14 protein-coding genes and 1 pseudogene are annotated in these 18299 nt (G+C 46.7%); 13 read left to right on the plus strand and 2 right to left on the minus strand.

Annotated features, from left to right (window positions below; all coding sequences use genetic code 11):
- Nucleotides 1-209: 209 nt before the first annotated feature.
- From R5H20_RS05185 to R5H20_RS05215, 7 genes are all read left to right on the plus strand, one after another.
- Nucleotides 210-2240, plus strand: coding sequence for an ATP-binding protein (locus R5H20_RS05185; RefSeq protein ID WP_006636582.1), 2031 nt, complete (start codon nucleotides 210-212; stop codon nucleotides 2238-2240).
- A gap of 111 nt (nucleotides 2241-2351) precedes the next feature.
- Entirely contained in the window at nucleotides 2352-5918 is a 3567-nt protein-coding gene (locus R5H20_RS05190; RefSeq protein ID WP_006636583.1) for a 5'-nucleotidase C-terminal domain-containing protein, read from the plus strand.
- The gene (locus R5H20_RS05195; protein WP_006636584.1) at nucleotides 5915-6484 is read left to right on the plus strand and encodes a class D sortase; all 570 of its coding nucleotides are present in this window, start codon (nucleotides 5915-5917) and stop codon (nucleotides 6482-6484) included. The genes R5H20_RS05190 and R5H20_RS05195 overlap by 4 nt, the downstream gene beginning before the upstream one ends.
- Before the next feature lie 296 nt (nucleotides 6485-6780).
- Nucleotides 6781-7935: a betaine/proline/choline family ABC transporter ATP-binding protein gene (locus tag R5H20_RS05200; protein WP_006636585.1), complete on the plus strand. Its 1155-nt coding sequence runs from the start codon at nucleotides 6781-6783 to the stop codon at nucleotides 7933-7935.
- On the plus strand, nucleotides 7877-8581 hold the full coding sequence (locus R5H20_RS05205; RefSeq protein WP_373870144.1) for an ABC transporter permease: 705 nt from the start codon (nucleotides 7877-7879) through the stop codon (nucleotides 8579-8581). Before R5H20_RS05200 ends, R5H20_RS05205 begins: the two co-directional genes overlap by 59 nt.
- A 19-nt stretch (nucleotides 8582-8600) precedes the next feature.
- Complete coding sequence (locus R5H20_RS05210; RefSeq protein ID WP_373870161.1) at nucleotides 8601-9512, plus strand: osmoprotectant ABC transporter substrate-binding protein; 912 nt, start codon at nucleotides 8601-8603, stop codon at nucleotides 9510-9512.
- A gap of 20 nt (nucleotides 9513-9532) precedes the next feature.
- Nucleotides 9533-10219, plus strand: a complete 687-nt coding sequence (locus R5H20_RS05215) for an ABC transporter permease (RefSeq protein WP_006636588.1) — start codon at nucleotides 9533-9535, stop codon at nucleotides 10217-10219.
- A 41-nt stretch (nucleotides 10220-10260) separates the two neighbouring features.
- Here R5H20_RS05215 and R5H20_RS05220 read toward each other — a convergent pair whose 3' ends face one another.
- Nucleotides 10261-11184, minus strand: coding sequence for an RluA family pseudouridine synthase (locus R5H20_RS05220; protein WP_040347902.1), 924 nt, complete (start codon nucleotides 11182-11184; stop codon nucleotides 10261-10263).
- 118 nt (nucleotides 11185-11302) lie between these two features.
- On the opposite strand from R5H20_RS05220, the gene R5H20_RS05225 reads away from it, so the two are divergent.
- The 5 genes from R5H20_RS05225 to abc-f all read left to right on the plus strand — a co-directional run bounded on the left by R5H20_RS05225 (nucleotide 11303) and on the right by abc-f (nucleotide 16610).
- The gene (locus R5H20_RS05225) at nucleotides 11303-11677 is read left to right on the plus strand and encodes a DUF5365 family protein (protein WP_006636590.1); all 375 of its coding nucleotides are present in this window, start codon (nucleotides 11303-11305) and stop codon (nucleotides 11675-11677) included.
- A gap of 184 nt (nucleotides 11678-11861) precedes the next feature.
- The gene (locus R5H20_RS05230) at nucleotides 11862-12266 is read left to right on the plus strand and encodes a CBS domain-containing protein (RefSeq protein ID WP_373870162.1); all 405 of its coding nucleotides are present in this window, start codon (nucleotides 11862-11864) and stop codon (nucleotides 12264-12266) included.
- Between the two features lie 138 nt (nucleotides 12267-12404).
- The gene (locus R5H20_RS05235) at nucleotides 12405-13067 is read left to right on the plus strand and encodes an HAD family hydrolase (protein WP_006636592.1); all 663 of its coding nucleotides are present in this window, start codon (nucleotides 12405-12407) and stop codon (nucleotides 13065-13067) included.
- A 23-nt stretch (nucleotides 13068-13090) separates the two neighbouring features.
- Nucleotides 13091-14629: a carbon-nitrogen hydrolase family protein gene (locus tag R5H20_RS05240; RefSeq protein WP_006636593.1), complete on the plus strand. Its 1539-nt coding sequence runs from the start codon at nucleotides 13091-13093 to the stop codon at nucleotides 14627-14629.
- Between the two features lie 343 nt (nucleotides 14630-14972).
- Nucleotides 14973-16610 carry a ribosomal protection-like ABC-F family protein gene (gene abc-f / locus R5H20_RS05245; RefSeq protein ID WP_006636594.1) on the plus strand — a complete coding sequence of 546 codons (1638 nt, stop codon included), beginning with the start codon at nucleotides 14973-14975 and terminating at the stop codon, nucleotides 16608-16610.
- 58 nt (nucleotides 16611-16668) lie between these two features.
- Here the strand turns inward: abc-f and R5H20_RS05250 are convergent.
- Nucleotides 16669-17212 (minus strand): annotated as a pseudogene (locus R5H20_RS05250) (N-acetyltransferase family protein).
- 140 nt (nucleotides 17213-17352) lie between these two features.
- On the opposite strand from R5H20_RS05250, the gene R5H20_RS05255 reads away from it, so the two are divergent.
- On the plus strand, nucleotides 17353-18264 hold the full coding sequence (locus R5H20_RS05255; protein ID WP_006636595.1) for an AEC family transporter: 912 nt from the start codon (nucleotides 17353-17355) through the stop codon (nucleotides 18262-18264).
- Nucleotides 18265-18299: the final 35 nt, after the last annotated feature.

An 18299-nucleotide genomic window follows, 5' to 3' on the forward strand; every position in this document is an offset into this window, starting at 1 on the left:
GACTTGCGGAGCAAAATCAGGAAGCGAAGTTACCGATGATTCGCCAAGAAAGGCTTTTGAAGGAAGTAGTTGTACCGCCCCTGCGTGATCTGTAAAGGATTCTCCCTCCGGAAATCGTATCAGCCGCCGACGTAGTGATATTCAACATGATATGCGAAAAAAGGTGTTTACCCTTTTTTGATTTAGCGCTTAGAAAAGGAGGATTTTATATGCCGGGCTCAAGTGAAACACTTGGAAAATTATCAGGTTTATTTGCTGATACCGAAACTGTGTATCCTAAGGTACAAGCGGATGTATATAAAAAAATCCATGAACTAAGTGAATTTCACAAACTGGATGATATTTATCTGTCATTAATCGACCAGTATTTATTTCCTTGCCTGATTCTCAATGACAGAGGCGAAATTGCGGCGTCTTCAGACAATGCGGAGCAATTTTTAAAATGTTCAAAAGGGAGCATCAGCTGCGCCTTTCCGGCCAGTCTTTCCGTTCCTGTCAGCGCAGCTTTGCAAAAGGCGAAAAGCGAAAAAAGGGAAACGGAATTCGAAAATGTTCCTATTTATATGAATGGAAAGCTCTCGTTTGTCAATTTGAAGCTGAAAAGTTTTTTCCGTCAATATCACAAGCTTTACGTCCTTTTTATTAAAGAAGCAAACACGCAAAAAAACAAGCAGGCATTAACAGAAGGCGATGAGGATCAGTCACATCCGGATATTCAAGATCTTTACCGGACGATAAAAGAACTTGAAGCATCAAATAAGGCATTGATTGCCGCCAATCAAAAGCTTATGTCTACAAACAGGGAAGTGATGGCGGCCAATCAGACGTTCGAAAGAAAAATTGCTGAGCTGAACGCTGTTAAGGATGACATGGACCACCTCCTGCTTCATACGAATATCAACGCTCTTATGCTCGATCGGAATTTTAGAATGAAACAATACACACCTGAAGCCGCAAAGGCGTTTCATTTGAGGAAGCGGGACATCGGCAGACCGATAGGCGATCTTTCAGGACTGTTCGAATATGATGATTATGCCGCAGACTTAAAAACGACCCTCTATGAGAAAAAAACGATTCAAAAGGAAATGGAAGCGTCAAACGGAGACTGGTATGCGGTAAAGATGATTCCGTCCGATACAGGCCAAAAAGCAGAAGGAATCTTAATGACATTCTCCAACATCACCGAGCTGAAAATGACGAATGAGGCGCTTCATATCAGCGCACAAGCAATTGAACAAAGTCCGGCCAATATGATTATCGCTTCTGTTGATGGAGTCGTCCAATATGCCAATAAACGGTTTTGTAAGCTGATCGGAAAAGAGCAGTGCGAGCTGATCGGTGAAAACGTTTTTGCTTTATATGAAAAACATTTTTTATGGAGCGAACTTCCCGCCCATTGGGAACGCGCCATCGAAAAGAAACCTTGGTCAGGAGAGCTTCATTATCAGGATGGGAACGGCCGTGACCGCTGGGAGAAGGTCTCGCTTATTCCTGTGGAAGACAGCCTCGGTAATGTGCAGCAAATCCTGCAGATTTCAGAAGACATGACAAATCAGAAACAGTCTGAAAAAATGCTCATGAAATCGGAAATGCTGTCTGCCATCGGCCAGCTTGCTGCGGGCATAGCCCATGAAATCCGCAATCCACTCACATCGCTGAAAGGATTTCTCCAGCTGATGATTCAAACAAAAAAATATCAGAAAGATTATGCCGAGGTGATGATGTCAGAATTTATCAGACTTGAAGCGATCATCAACGAGTTTCTGGTGTTGGCGAAAACAAAATCGGCCACATTTGATCCCGTTCAGGTAAACACGCTTATCAAAGATGTCTGCATGGTGCTTGAATCGCAGGCCGTTCTGAACAATGTACGGATCGAGAAAAAGTTAAGTGACGGGCTGCCCGATATTTACGGTGTCTCAAATGAACTCAAACAGGTTTTCCTCAATCTTCTTAAAAATGCAATCGAAGCGATGGAACATGCCGAAGGGGTGATTTCGATCCGTTCGTATAAGGAAAAAGACAGCGTGTTCATCACCTTTGAAGACCAGGGGAAAGGCATTTCCAAAGAAGTGCTTGATAAGCTGGGGGAGCCTTTTTATACGACAAAAGAAAAAGGAACGGGCTTAGGGTTGATGGTTACCTTTAAGATTATCGAAAACCACGGGGGAAGCATTCACTTTGAAAGCGATGAAGGTAAAGGAACAATAGTGACATTGAAGCTTCCAATGAAAGAGTGAGAATAAGGTCAGCCCTGTTCTCACTCTTTTTTGAAATATTTACAAAAGGACAATATGGTCTTTATATTGATGAGATAAATTGGACTGGAAGAATAAAAAGGGGGCGAATCGATGGGCAATATCCTGAAAATCCGTTTGCTGCCATTGGCTGTGATCGCATGTTTAATGGAGGCGCCATTTTTCGCACCGTTTGCAGAGGCGGTGCAGGGAGCGGAACAGCAGCCGATAACCGTAAAAGAGGCGATCCGCAACAACTCAGGGCATGCCACTGTTGAAGGATATGTCGTCGGCCATACCGTTTCAAAAGGAAACTTTCATTTCAGCGGTCCATTTCAGAATGATTTCAACTTGGCCATCGCTGATCAAACAGAGGAGAGATCTCCTGAGAATATCCTTCCCGTACAAATTCCCACAGCATTCAGAAGCCAATTCGGTTTAAAAACCAATCCGCATCTGATTGGCAAAAAACTGTCTGTCAAAGGAGTCCTTTCTCCGTATTTTCAATCTCCGGGTGTAACATCTGTTCAATCCATCAAGCTTGCAGAAGATAGCGGTGCCCCTACCCGGCCTTATGCCATGCCGATAGCGGATGCCCGCAAGCGCCTGCATGAAACCGTTACGATTAAAGGAGTCGTCACAGCGGACCAATCAGCGATCGGCGGCGGAAAACTGTCAACATTTATTCAGGACGATACGGCGGGAATCAACATTTTTTCATCTTCCCAAGCCAATTTTCCGGAGCTGAAAGAGGGAATGGATGTTTCAGTCACCGGACAAATCACAACTTATAAAGGGCTGACAGAGATCATTCCCGTTCCAGATGGCATAAAAGTATCGGACGGAGGAGCGGCTGTTCCTGATCCGCATTCGCTGGCAATTGAAGAATTAACACGTGCCGAACAGGCGGATCGATATGAAGGAAGTCTTGTGAAAATAAAAGGATTCATCGAAGGAAAACCCGATACTCCAGCAGGCGGGGGCTACAACATGACGATGATCGACCAGAACTACAACCAGCTGACGCTGCGCGTGATGGAACAAACGAATGCCGCCGGCCTGATCGAACAAGGGAAATGGTTTGAGATTACAGGGATATTAAGCCGCTATAACGCATTACAGCTGTTGCCCAGAAAACAGGAGGATATCAAACGGCTGGACGGTACAGATGATCCGCCGCCTGTTTCAGAAGGAGAATATGAAAGCGTCGTAGACCGTGTTGTTGACGGAGATACCATACATTTAAAGGAACCTGTGCTTGGCGCGACAAAGGTTCGTTATGTCAATATGGATACACCTGAAACCTATCATACGCCTAAAAACGAACGGGATGAAAATCAGCTAAAGCACGGAAACCGCGCAAAAACCTATTTGCAGTCGATTTTGTCTCCGGGGGACAAGGTGACGGTAAAGGTCGGCAAGGAAGCAAAAGACAGCTACGGCAGGCTCCTCGCCCAAGTCATCACAGAGGACGGCTTGAATACGAATCTCGAGCTGGTCAAAAAGGGGCTGGCTTCGACATATTTCATTTGGCCGGTCGGCGATGAGAAGGATTACGAACTGTTCCAACACGCGGTCAAAAAAGCGAAAGACGATCAGCTCGGCATTTGGAACCCCGCTGACCCGCTGATTGAACTGCCGTTTGAATTTCGGGCAAGAGAACAGGGGAAAGGGCTGACGAGGTATGTGGGAGATTCAGCAGACAAAACATATGTCACACCGGAAAAATGGAGAGAAGTTCCCGTTGAAAAACGAATCTTTTTCGCTTCTCCTGAAGAAGCCGAAGATGCAGGATATACAAAGAAAGAGAATAGTGGAAATATATCTTTGCGGCTTTTAAGCATGAATGATCTTCACGGAAAAATCGACCAGCAATATCAGCTTGATCTGAACGGCGACGGGCATACGGACGGAACCTTCGGCAGGATGGACTACACCGCAGCTCTGCTGAAAGAACGAAAAGCCGAGCGGAAAAATACGCTTCTTGTCCATGCGGGAGACATGATCGGCGGAAGTTCGCCTGTATCATCCTTGCTTCAGGACGAACCGACGGTCGACATCATGGAGGAAATCGGCTTTGATGTCGGCACGGTCGGAAATCACGAATTTGATGAAGGCGCTGATGAACTGCTCCGCATTCTTAATGGAGGGGAGCATCCTGAAGGGAAAGGAACAAAAGGCTATGACGGACAGGATTTTCCGCTCGTCTGCGCCAATTGTAAATTAAAAAGCAGCGGTGCCGGCTTTTTGCCGCCCTATCAGATATTTGAAGTCGAAGGCGTCCCGGTCGCTTTTATCGGGGTTGTCACAAGGTCTGCCGCCGATATGGTGATCCCTGATGGAATAAAGAAGATTGAATTCACGGATGAGACGAAAGCTGTCAATCTGGCTGTTGATGAACTGAAAGCAAAAGGCGTTCGTTCAATAGCCGTCCTTGCCCATATGACAGCATCACAGAATGGTACAGCCGTAACGGGTGAGTCCGCCGAGCTCGCAAACAAGGCGGACCCTGAAGTAGATGTGATTTTCGCTGCGCATAACCATGAGGAAGTAAACGGGGAAACCGGAGGCGCTTTAATTGTTCAAGCCTCTGAATATGGCAAAGCCATCGGCGTGGTCGACGTGGAAATCGACAGAAACACGAAAGATATTGTCCGAAAACAAGCAGATATCGAATATGTAAACCAGGAAAATATCAAACCCGATCCGGCGACAAGAAGCTTATTAGATCAATATGAACGGATCGTCGGCCCGATCATCGGCGAAAAGGTCGGAGAAGCGGCTCATGACATGGCAGGCGGCTATTCAAACGATGGAGACACACCGCTCGGAAATTTAATCGCCGACGGAATGAAGCGGGCGATGAATTCTGACTTCGCATTGATGAACGGCGGCGGAATCCGCCAGGACTTAAAAAAAGGTCCGATTACATGGGGGGATTTATTCAACATCCAGCCGTTCGGAAATGTGCTCGTTACGCTTGAAATCAAAGGAAAGGATTTGTATGACATCATTGATGCGCAAATTTCTCCGGTGTACGGTCCAGACTACAGTATCAGCGGATTTACATACACATGGGACCCGAAAACAAACAAAACGGCGGACATTTTTTTAGAAAACGGTTCGCCGATAGAAAAAGACCGGACTTACACGATAACCGTCAATGACTTTATGGCATCTGCCTCCGGAAAAAAGTATGAGCCGATTTCCCGGCTCGGAAAGCGTCCGGTGACAGGACCGGAAGATATCGAAGCGACTGTGGAATTTGTGAAGAGCTTTAAAGAACCGATTTCCTATCAAGCGGAAGGCAGGATTAAAAAGGTCGGGGCGGACGGCGGCACTGGAGAAAATCCGGGAAATGGCGACGGCGGTGAAACGCCAGCCGATGATACAGGCGGATCTTTGCCCGGCCATGGTGTAAAAGCTGATGCTGATGCAAGCGGCCGCGGAACAGTCTCTCCCCATGAAAAGACGGGGGCTTTCGACAGTGGCCTAAAGGCTTTAGAAAAACGAAAAGATCAGAGTGGAATATTTCCGGGGAAAAGATACGATGACGAACCAGTGAAGCGCTTTCTTCCGAATACTGCCGCAAATCTTTACAATCCGCTCTTATTTGGTATACTTCTGTTTATCTGTGGTATGTTCGTTTATATATGGAAAAAGGGGTCAGCCAATCTATGAAAATGAAATTTTTTTCTATTTTGCTTATGGCCGCCGGCTTTCTTATCATTGTGTACGGCGGCTGGAAAATATACGATATGAACCGGCAGACTGGAGATTCTCTGGCAGAGGCCAAAAAAGCCGTGGCCATAGACGGCAAGTCTGATACATCTGCCGAATCTTTTCAACCGGTCACTGGTGAAGCCGTCGGCATTTTGTACATTCCGAGATTAAAGGCGGAATTGCCGATCGTTGAAGGCACGAGCGCCGATGATTTAGCCAAAGGCGTCGGACATTACAAAGGCAGCTATTATCCGGAGCAAAACGGGCAAATCGTTCTCTCAGGGCACAGGGACACCGTGTTTCGCAGAACAGGGGAGCTGGAACTCGGGGACAAGCTGCAAATCGAGTTGCCTTATGGCCGTTTTGCGTACAAAATCGTCAAAACGAAAATCGTAGATCAAGATGATACATCGATCATCACGCTGCAAAACAAAAAAGAGGAACTGATTTTGACAACGTGCTATCCGTTCTCTTATGTGGGAAACGCCCCTCAGCGCTATATCATATATGCGGAGCCGCTCTAGAAGCAAAGGCTGTCAGGTGACTGGCAGCCTTTTTTTATGGTTAAAATCCCTGTGGAGCAGCGGTGACAAAATGCTTAGTTCAAGAGGATTCCAAAGGAATATGGAGGAAACATAAGGATATGGCAGTTGAGCGGAGGTCACATAGGTTCACAAATCTTTCACATCTAATATGGGCACTTAATCAACTTTTGGTTTTCTATTCTTTCATTTATAATATAAACGTTAAATTTTTCTGAAAATATAAAAATAAATTTAACAAATTTAATGTTTTTAATGAATTTGTGGAGGTGCAGTTATTGCTGAAACTGGAAAACGTCTCAAAAGTGTATAAGGGAGGCAAAAAGGCTGTAAACAGCATTAATCTGGACATAGCAAAAGGTGAATTTATTTGTTTCATCGGTCCGAGCGGCTGCGGAAAAACGACGACGATGAAAATGATCAACCGCCTGATTGAACCGACATCAGGCAACATCTACATTGACGGTGAGAATATTATGGCGCAGGATGCCGTCAAGCTCCGCCGAAAGATCGGCTATGTCATCCAGCAAATCGGACTTTTTCCGCATATGACGATTCAGCAGAACATTTCACTCGTTCCCAAGCTGCTGAAATGGCCCGAGGAAAAGCGGAAAGAGCGGGCGCGCGAATTGTTAAAACTGGTTGATATGGGACCGGAGTATTTGGAGCGCTATCCGCACGAGCTGAGCGGAGGCCAGCAGCAGCGAATCGGCGTTTTGCGGGCGCTCGCCGCCGAGCCGCCGCTCATTTTAATGGATGAACCGTTCGGCGCTCTTGACCCGATTACACGCGATGCGCTTCAGGAAGAGTTTAAGAAATTGCAGAGAACTTTAAACAAAACCATTGTCTTTGTCACGCACGATATGGATGAAGCCATAAAGCTTGCGGACCGGATTGTCATCTTAAAGGACGGCGAAATCGTCCAGGTCGGCACTCCCGATGACATTTTAAGGTATCCGGCAAACGATTTTGTCGAAGAATTTATCGGAAAAGACAGACTTATTCAATCAAGCCCTGAAGTTGAACGGGTGGAACAGATTATGAATGTCAATCCTGTCACGGTAACAGCGGGCAAAACCTTGTCAGAGGCGATTCAAATCATGAGGCGGCACCGGGTAGACTCGCTGCTGGTCATCGATGAAAAGCGGCGGCTCAAAGGGTATGTCGATGTTGAAATCATCGATCAGATGCGCAGAAAGGCAAAACTGGTCGGAGAGATTGTCAATACCGACATTTATACCGTAAAGAAACATGAGCTTCTTCGCGATACAGTCCGAAAAATTTTAAAACAGGGCATCAAATACGTACCCGTTGTTGATGAAAACAACCGCCTCGCCGGGATTGTCACAAGAGCAAGCCTTGTTGAGATCGTATATGAATCGATTTGGGGAGAAGAAAACCTGCTTGGGGCGGGGGGTGCTTCATTTGGTTGAGGCTCTTGACTTTTTGCGGGCAAACGGCGCCGAACTGCTTGATAAAACATGGGAGCACTTTTATATTTCGCTTATCGCTTTACTTCTCGGAATCATAGCTGCCGTTCCTCTCGGCGTTTTGCTGACGAGAATGAAGAAGGGAGCCGGCATTGCCATCGCTGTCGTGAATATTATTCAGACGCTGCCGAGCCTTGCGATTTTGGCATTTTTTATTCCGCTGTTGGGGGTTGGAAAAGTCCCGGCAATTGCCGCTTTATTTTTCTATTCAGTCCTACCGATTTTACGAAACACGTATACAGGCATTAAAAGTGTGAACCGCAATTTATTGGAATCGGGAAAAGGAATCGGTATGACTGCATGGGAACAGATCCGCCTTGTAGAGCTTCCGCTTGCGGTTCCGGTCATTATGGCGGGCATCCGGACTTCTGCAATATACTTGATCGGCTGGGCGACTCTTGCATCGTTTATCGGCGGCGGCGGTCTTGGCGACTACATTTTTATCGGGCTTAATTTATATCAGCCGGAATATATCATCGGCGGCGCCGTGCCTGTCACGCTTCTCGCCATTGTTACCGACGCTGTTTTGCATCAGGCGGAACGAAAAGTGACGCCGGATGGACTAAAAGGGCTGAAAGAAGTTTCATAAGGAGTTGGCTGATATGGTTATGAAATATGTCAGGGGAAAGGTTATTCTGCTCGCTGCCGTCTGCATTGTCCTCAGCGGGTGCGCGCTCCCCGGTTTAAAAGGGGATTCTGGCCAAACGATAAAAATCGGCGCACAGAGCATGAGCGAATCGGAAATTATCGCAAGCATCCTCGCTCAATTGATTGAACACAACACGGATTTACAAACAGAAACGATCAAAAACCTGGGGTCCAACGCCGTGCAGCAGCAGGCTTTGCAAAAGGGTGAAATCGATGTGGCGGCAACCCGCTATACCGGCGATGCCTTGACGGGAACGCTGCGAATGAAACCTGAAAAAGATCCTGAAAAGGCGCTCAAGCTGACGCAAAAGGAATTCAAAAAACGATATCAAATGAAATGGTTTGATTCATACGGATTTGATAATACGTACGCTTTTACTGTGACACAGGAATTGGCGGAAAAACACCACCTCGACAAGATATCTGATTTAAAAAAATACGCATCCCAATACAAGCTTGGCGTCGATAATTACTGGATGAAGAGGGAAGGGGACGGATACAGTGCTTTTATGAAAGATTACGCCATCAAATTCGGTTCCACATACCCGATGCAGATTGGACTTGTCTATGATGCGGTGAAAAACGGAAAGATGGACATCGTTCTCGCCTATTCAACCGACGGGCGGATTAAGGCTTACAATCTGAAAATTTTAAAAGACGACAAACGGTTTTTCCCGCCGTATGATTGTTCGCCTGTCGTGCCCGAGAAGGTGCTGAAAGAGCATCCGGAGCTTGAAGGCGTCATCAATCAGCTGATCGGCACAATTGACACGGAAACGATGCAGGAACTGAACTATGAAGTCGACGGAAAGCTCAAGGAGCCGTCTGTTGTTGCGAAACAGTTTCTGGAAAAGCATCATTATTTTGAATAGAAACGGAGGGATCAAACGGAATGGATGTTTTACAGCAGCTTGGCACGTATTATGCGCATAACGGCGGCTATGTTTTGCAGGAGTTTTACCGGCATTTCCTGATGTCCGCATACGGCGTCCTGTTTGCGGCAGCCGCCGGCATTCCGGCTGGGATTTTCATCGCCCGCTACAAAACACTGAGCGGCTGGGTTTTTGCCGTAACCAATGTCATTCAGACGATTCCGGCATTGGCGATGCTCGCCGTTTTGATGCTTGTACTCGGCCTCGGAGCGAATACAGTCATCGTCTCGCTGTTCCTTTATTCGCTTTTGCCGATTATTAGAAACACTTATACAGGAATCGTCAGTATTGAACACGCATATCTAGAAGCCGGCAAAGCGATGGGGATGACAAAATTCCAGGTGCTCCGGATGGTGGAGCTTCCGCTTGCATTGTCTGTCATCATGGCGGGCTTAAGAACCGCACTCGTCATTGCCATCGGAATTACGGCGATAGGAACGTTCGTCGGAGCCGGCGGTCTCGGGGACATCATCGTCAGGGGCTCAAACGCCACGAATGGAACGGCGATTATTTTGGCGGGAGCAATCCCGACAGCCCTCATGGCGATGATCGCCGATCTTTTCATGAGCTGGCTGGAACGGAAACTCTCTCCGCTTGGCAAGAAAAGAGGACAGCATGAGCGCAACGCCGATCTGGAGTCGGCTTGATCAAAAAGGATGATCCAATGATAACGGATCATCCTTTTGTGTCATATTGGCAAATCTGTTCCAAATATCCGTATTGCAGCGTTTTTGAAGTCATCCGGCAGCGGAGCGTTGACAGTCAGCCTTTCCCCGCTGATCGGATGGGTAACGCTGATTTCTGCGGCGTGCAGCGCCTGTCTTTGCAAAAGACCTGTTGAACCGCCGTACAGCTCGTCGCCTGACAGGGGATGTCCGAGATGGGCAAGATGGACCCGGATTTGATGGGTTCTGCCCGTTTCGAGCCGCAGCTCGCATAAAGAAACATCGTATGTTGGATGATAACCTTTTACTGTATAATGGGTGACCGCTGCCTGTCCTGTCGGGGAGACCCTTCTTCTGGCAGGATGGTACCGATCCCTTCCTATCGGGTCTTTAATCGTCCCTTTTCTGTTTTTCAATTTTCCTTCCGCTATGGCGAGGTAAGTTCTCGCCAGTTCCTTTTTTTGCAGCTGCTCATCCAGGATTGCGTGGGCGAGACGATGCTTTGCGAATACGACTGCACCGCTCGTATCTTTATCAAGCCGATGGACGTGGCGGATTTTTCGTTCTGTTCCGTTTGTTTGGTCATAAAATGCGATAAGATTGCTAAGCGTGCCTGTCTGCCCCTTTTCATTAGGATGGGTGGCGATTCCCGCAGGCTTATTGACGATCAGCATATGATCGTCCTCAAATAAGACATGCAGCTCGCCATATTCGGGAATGACGCCGCTTTCTTCCTCTTCTCTTAGATCGATGTCTATTCTATCCCCGCTTTTCAGCTGCTGGTTGTGAGCAGCCGCTTTATGATTGATTTTTATTTTTTGATTCGCTGTCCAATATTGAATGACCGGTTTTGAAGCTTTCGCCTCTTTTTTCAAAAAAGAAAACAAATGTTCGCCGTCATGCCTGCTCCCGGCCAGGAAAGTCAATCCGCGGTTTTGTTGGTTCATTTTTACTCTCCTTTCTCTCAAAAGCTTTTCAGCCATCAGGAAACACTTACCTTCACAGCCTTGAGTTTTAGTATGCTATTCTGTTTGAAGAGATTACAAGGGATGAAGGGTGATTCATATGCGTATTGTTAAAGCGGCAACCGAAGAACAGGAAATCTATATTCAAGAGCTCGCTTCAGAGCTTTTTCAAGTATTTCCTTTGTACTTTAACAAGCAAAAAATTAAAGAACTGAAACAGCAAGGGGCACTTGATTTTAAAGAGTACGAATACAAGGGAACATTGGATGAGTCGTTTCAGATCATCACAAGTCTGCAGCTGATTCATACATTATTGACAAAACCAAAACGCCAGTGGGTTTTAAAAGACCGTGAGCTTTTTGATAAAAGCAGCAAAAAGCTGAATGATTGCGGCCTGTATTTTCCATTAACATCATCTGATTTTTTTCCCGTGAATACCGACAGTGAAAAACAGGGCATACAACTGCTGATGTAAACCGGCGGAGCCCGCGGTTCAAAGGAGCTTTTCCTAATGGAAGGGCTCTTTTTTTATGAAAAGACTATAAAGGAAAAAAGCGAAAAACACAATGGCTGGTGTCAACTTCCTTGTTATCATGTTGATGATTGTACATACTAACAACCGAAAGGGGTGCAGTTTATTGAACACTGTCAGCAATGCTATGTCAAGGCAGGTAGCAACGGTTTCTTCGAATCAGACGGTTCAAGAAGCGGCAGAGCTCATGAGCCAGCATAACGTCGGAGCGATTCCTGTCGTTGACCAGGGAGTATTAAAAGGAATGATCACCGACCGGGACATCACGCTCAGAACGACAGCCCAAGGCCAGGATGGCCAGACGCCGGTTTCCGAGGTTATGACAACAAATGTGGTATCCGGCAATCCGGACATGAGCCTTCAGGAAGCATCACAGCTTATGGCCCAAAGCCAAATCCGCCGCCTGCCGATAGTGGAAAATAATCATTTAGTCGGTATTGTCGCGCTTGGGGACCTTGCTGTAAACGATTTGTCAAACGAATCAGCAGGACAGGCGCTGACGAACATCTCCACTCCGACACGAACACAATAGAAGCGGAAGAGCTTGCTTCTAAAAACAGCAGGCTCTTCTTCTTTATACATAACGTTTTGAAGGCGCCGGGCTTTTCAAGGGACAGTAAGAAGGATACAATGAGTGTGCAAACTGGCAGAAGGAGTTGGACAAAGCGACATGATTAAAGCAGTGATCTTTGATTTTGACGGTCTTATTTTAGATACAGAAACACATGATTATGAAGTGCTTCAGGAAATTTTTGAAGAGCACGGCTCGGCTCTTCCGATGTCGGTGTGGGGGAAAGTCATCGGGACGGCTGCCGGCTTTCAGCCCTTTGTCTACCTTGAGGAGCAGCTGCAAAAGAAGCTGGATCATGAAAAACTGACAGCCTTAAGGAAGGAACGTTTTACAAAAAGGCTTGAAAATGAAAAAGCGCGTCCCGGCGTGGAAGCTTATTTAGCGGCGGCAAAAGAGCTCGGTTTAAAAATCGGCCTTGCATCAAGCTCTGATTATAAATGGGTGTCACAGCATTTAAAGCAAATCGGCCTCTACGACGATTTTGAATGCATCAGAACGGCAGATGATGTCGAGGAAGTCAAACCGAATCCCGAGCTTTATTTAAAGGCCGCCGAGTGCCTTGGCGTCAAACCTGAGGAATGCATAGCTTTCGAAGATTCCGTCAACGGTTCGATTGCGGCGAAACGCGCGGGAATGAAGTGTGTCATCGTCCCGAATAAAGTAACAAAGAGCCTGTTATTCGAGCATTATGACCACCGGCTTGAATCAATGGCCGAAATGGAATTGGAACAGCTGATCGAAACAGTGTCTAAACAAGCATAAAGAGGGCAGAGGAGGAATGCGGCGTGTCTGAAAAACTGGACCTTTCCCGTTTTGAAAAAAAGATCGTCATCCGCAATATCGAGGAAAAAGACATCGACAGCATCATCGGGCTTCAGGAGCTTTGCTTTCCGGGCATGATCCCGTGGAAACGGGAGCACCTGAAGAGCCATCTCGAGCATTTTCCGGAAGGGCAGTTTTGCGCGGAGCTTGAAGGCGAAGTCATCGGTTCATGCTCAAGCCTGCTGATCAATTTTGATGAATATGATGACCGCCATACATGGCAGGACATTACAGATGACGGCTATATTACCAACCATAACCCGGACGGCCTGAACATGTACGGGATTGAAGTCATGGTTCATCCTGAATACAGAAGAATGAAAATCGGCCACCGTCTTTATGAAGCGCGGAAGGATCTGGCGAGACGGCTGAACTTGAAAAGCATCATCATCGGCGGACGGATACCGAATTATCATAAATACGCCTCTGAAATGACGCCGAGACAATATGTCGAGCAGGTCATTCACCACCAGATTTATGATCCGGTCCTTTCTTTTCAGCTCCTGAATGGGTTTACGATGATGAGGATTAATCCGAACTATCTGCCGGATGATAAAGCATCGAGCAAATACGCGACATTGATGGAGTGGAATAATGTCGACTATCTGCCGCAAACGAAACGCTACTACAAGTCGGCTTTTCCGGTTCGTATTTGCGTAATTCAATACGAAATGAAGCAGATTCATTCGTTTGAGGAGTTTGCCAATCAAGTGGAATATTATGCTGATGTTGCTTCAGACGCCGGTGCGGATTTTGCGGTCTATCCGGAAATTTTCACGACCCAGCTGATGTCTTTTCTGGAAGAGCGGTCCCCGAGCCTTGCCGTTCAGCGGATCACTGAATACACAGAGGACTACATCAGCTTGTTCACAGATCTCGCTGTTAAATACAACGTAAATATTATCGGCGGGTCCCATTTTGTTGAAGAGGAAGGGAAAATCTACAATATCGCCTATCTGTTCAGACGGGACGGCACGATTGAGAAGCAATACAAGCTCCATATTACGCCGAATGAACGGAAGTGGTGGGGCATCAGCAGAGGGGATGAAGTACGCGTATTTGATACAGACTGCGGAAAAATCGCGATTCAAATCTGCTATGACATCGAGTTCCCCGAACTTGCGAGGATTGCGACGGAAAAAGGCGCCAAGATCATCTTTACGCCTTTCTGTACGGAAGACCGGCAGGGATATTTGCGCGTCAGATACTGCGCTCAGGCGAGAGCAGTTGAAAACCAGGTATATACGGTCATATCCGGGACGGTCGGAAACCTGCCGCAGACCGAAAACATGGACATTCAATATGCACAATCCGCGATTTTCGCACCTTCTGATTTTGAATTTGCAAGGGACGGGATTGTCGGCGAATGCAATCCAAACATCGAAATGGTCGTCATCGGCGACGTTGACTTGGAGATCCTTAGAAGACAGCGCCAGAATGGAACGGTTCGGCAGCTGAAAGACAGACGCCATGATATTTACCGGATTCATTATAAAAAATAATTTGCGGCCGGCCTGTATATCAGTCCGGCTTTTTTCGGGATTGACTTTCCGTCCGGTTTTTCATATATTGGATGTATGATAAGGAGGTGGAAAAGATGAATCAAACTGGTAAGCGTATGACAGATATGCAAGCCCATCTGTATATTTGTCGCGCGATTTTTTCCGGAGAATGTGTTTTACGGGATCAGTCTGCCCTTTTTTACACATGCAATAGGGAAAAATACCAGTGAGAGACATCTGCCCACAATCGGATTTTTATCTGCTTTTGATCCTGACGGCAGCGTGCAGCTCTGCCGTCTTTTTTTATGATCAGGTGTCTCTTCGCTAATGGAGGAAGAGATTCATGATGATATGCAGTATCCAGAATGTGACACAATCATATGGAGGACATGGAATTTTCAGCGGGATATCGTGTGAAATCAAACAAGGGGAGCGCATCGGTTTGATCGGCCGCAATGGCGAAGGAAAAACGACATTATTAAAGATAATGAGCGGACAAGTGAAGCCGGATGAAGGCCTTGTCACATGGAAAAAAGGAATTTCCGCCGGCTTGTTGGAGCAGGCTCCCCGGCATGACGGGCACCAAACGGTGAAAGAACTCCTTTTTGACGTGTTTGCATCATTATGGAAAACACAGCATCAGCTGTCCGACATTGAACGCAAACTGGCAAACGAACAAGATGCGGATCAACTCGAGCGGCTGTTGGAACGGTATGGCGCCTTGCAGGACGAATTTCAGCAAAAAGGCGGCTACGAGGTCAGCGCACAAATTGAACGCGTCGCCGCCGGCTTGAATATCGGACGGCTATTTGACACCCCTTGGCGATCCTTGAGCGGAGGAGAAAGGACAAAAGTCGGTCTGGCCAGACTGCTGCTTTCAGCACCTGACTTGCTTTTATTAGACGAACCGACAAACCATTTGGATTTGACGGCGATTGAATGGCTCACCTCGTTCATTAAACAGTATAAAGGCGCTGTGGTCATCGTGTCCCATGACCGATATTTTTTGGATGATGCCGTCACTTCCATTGTTGAAATCGACCAAGGAGAGCTTCATGTTTACCAAGGCGGCTACTCCCGATATATAGTTGAACGAGAGGAGCGTTTGATCAGGGAATTTCAGCAATATCAGGACCAGCAAAAGAAAATCAAAAAAATGAAGGAAACGATAAAGCGTCTGAAGGAGTGGGCGAACAGGGCCAATCCTCCGAATGACGGGCTGCACCGCCGCGCCAAAAGCATGGAAAAAGCACTGGAACGGATCGAAATGCTAAAAAAGCCTGCGCTCGACCGGAAAAAAATCGACCTCGCCTTCAAAATGGATGAGCGGAGCGGAAAAGACGTCGTTAAGCTTGCAGAGGTGAGTAAACGCTTTGGAAAGCAGGAGCTCTTTCACAGCCTTAACATGCATATCCGCTTCCAGGAACGCGCCGCCATTGTCGGCGAAAACGGCAGCGGCAAAACGACGCTGCTCAACATCATCAATGGTACTGCGGCAGCCGACAGCGGCGAGGTGCAGCTTGGCAGCAATCTGTCTGCCGCTCATCTTACCCAGCATGTCGAGGAAATGGATGGAGAGCGGTCCGTCTTGGCCGAATTTCGCGATAAAGTCACCGCGACTGAAGGCGAGGCCCGGATGATGCTTGCCAGATTCATGTTTTACGGACCATCCGTTTTTAAAAAAGTGAAGGACTTAAGCGGAGGCGAGCGTATGCGGCTTCGTCTGGCTCAGCTCGTTCATCAGCATCATAATGTGCTGATTCTCGATGAACCGACAAACCATTTGGACATCGAGTCAAAAGAAGTGCTTGAAGAGGCGCTCGGCCAATTTCAGGGGACGATTATCGCGGTGTCCCACGACAGATATTTTCTCGATAAAATTTTTAATGTCACGTATTGGCTTGCAGACGGACGGTTGACGCGATATGAAGGCAATTATACGTTTGCGAGGGAGAAACGGCGGGAGGAAGGCGGCAGGTAAAATAAAAATCTGCGGAGTCTCAAAGCGGCTCCGCTTTTTTTGATGGGTTCGCCCGCGGTCATTCATGAAACCTTCCCATCACAATTGTATTGTAGAATTTGCCGTCAGAAAGGATTTTGTCTTTTTTTAATATGCCTTCTATCTCAAAGCCGTGTTTTTGATAGAGATTGATGGCTTTCTCATTTATTCCAAAACAAGGAGAGTCATTTTTTTGATGCCGCTGCTGTCAGCCCAAAAAATAGATTCCTTTAGTAGATTTGTCCCGATTCCGTACCCCCAGAAGTCTTTTAAGACGCATACTCCGAATTCTGTTCTGTGAGAAAATCTGTTCAAATCTGTGCCTTCGCACCTTGAAAAGCCGATGATCCGCTCCTCTGCTTCAGCTACTAAAAATAAATTCCTGCTTTTTTCCGCATCCGCTTGTATGATTTGTTCAAAACGCGCAGCATCTATGAATGCTTCTCCTTTTTCCCTGTCTAAATATTCCGTTTCTCCGTCAATCTGTACTCTTAACTCTGATAATTGCGGTGCATCATTTTTGACGGCTGACCTATCGTATAGCGCACTCCTTTTACGTCAAAATCCCGTTTATTGATGATCATGACAGACTCCAATCAATTATTTTTGCTTCATCCAGCTTATTCTATCATATTCGACTTGCAAGGATTGAAAGTAGAGTGAATTTTCTTTATCATTTAACATGACGGCTGAAAGCGTTTTATACATAAAAAGAAGGTGCATCATGGAATTTCTACTCGTTTTGCTCCCTGTTTTCGGAGTATTTGCCATCGGATTTGTCGGGCAGAAGCTGCTTGGCTTTGATATCCAAAACTTATCTACCATGTCTCTTTATTTAATGTCTCCATTTTTGGCGTTTGACACGTTTTATGAAAACAAGCTGACCATGGATTATTTGTATATGTCCGTTTTTGCACTTGGTCTTTGCACAGCTTTGATTCTATTGGTCTATCTCATTTCCCGCATTCACGGGTATTCCAATCAGGAACGCTGCGCACTGATTTTGTCTTCGGCTTTCATGAATAACGGGAATTACGGGACGCCTGTCGTTTTGCTTGTCTACGGAACGGCGGGTCTGGATACTGCCGTGGTGCTGATGGTGATCCAACAGCTCGTCATGAGCACGATCGGTATCTATTATGCGGCAAAAGGAAGCCCTGAAGCAGACGGCTTTAAAACGGTGATGAGCAGGGTGACGCGAATGCCCGTTGCTTACGGGGCGCTGCTCGGGATCGCATTTCAATTAAGTCATATTTCGATTCCCGAACAGTTCATGACGGCAATTAAATTGGTAGGGGATGCTGCGATTCCGACGATCATGATTATTCTCGGTATGCAGCTTGCCGCGATTTCATTTAAACATTTTGAATATCGAAAAATCTCTTATTCGCTCTTGCTCAAGCTGTTTATATCCCCCCTGATTGCATTGGGATTTTCGCTTATTCTGCCTGTTGACAATTTGGTCAAGCAGATCATGATTTTGTCGGCGGCGATGCCGACCGCCGCAAATACGACGCTGATGGCTGTTCAGTTTGAAACAAAGCCTGAAATCGTATCAAGCGCCACCTTTATCAGCACAATGCTCAGCATGGCGACACTGCCGGTTGTGCTGTGGCTGCTTTCAATATGGGGCTGACCTGAATGTGTCACCAGGCGGCCTTTTTCCTTTGG

The organism is Bacillus sp. KICET-3 (genome assembly GCF_033261025.1).
Classification (GTDB): domain Bacteria; phylum Bacillota; class Bacilli; order Bacillales; family Bacillaceae; genus Bacillus; species Bacillus sonorensis.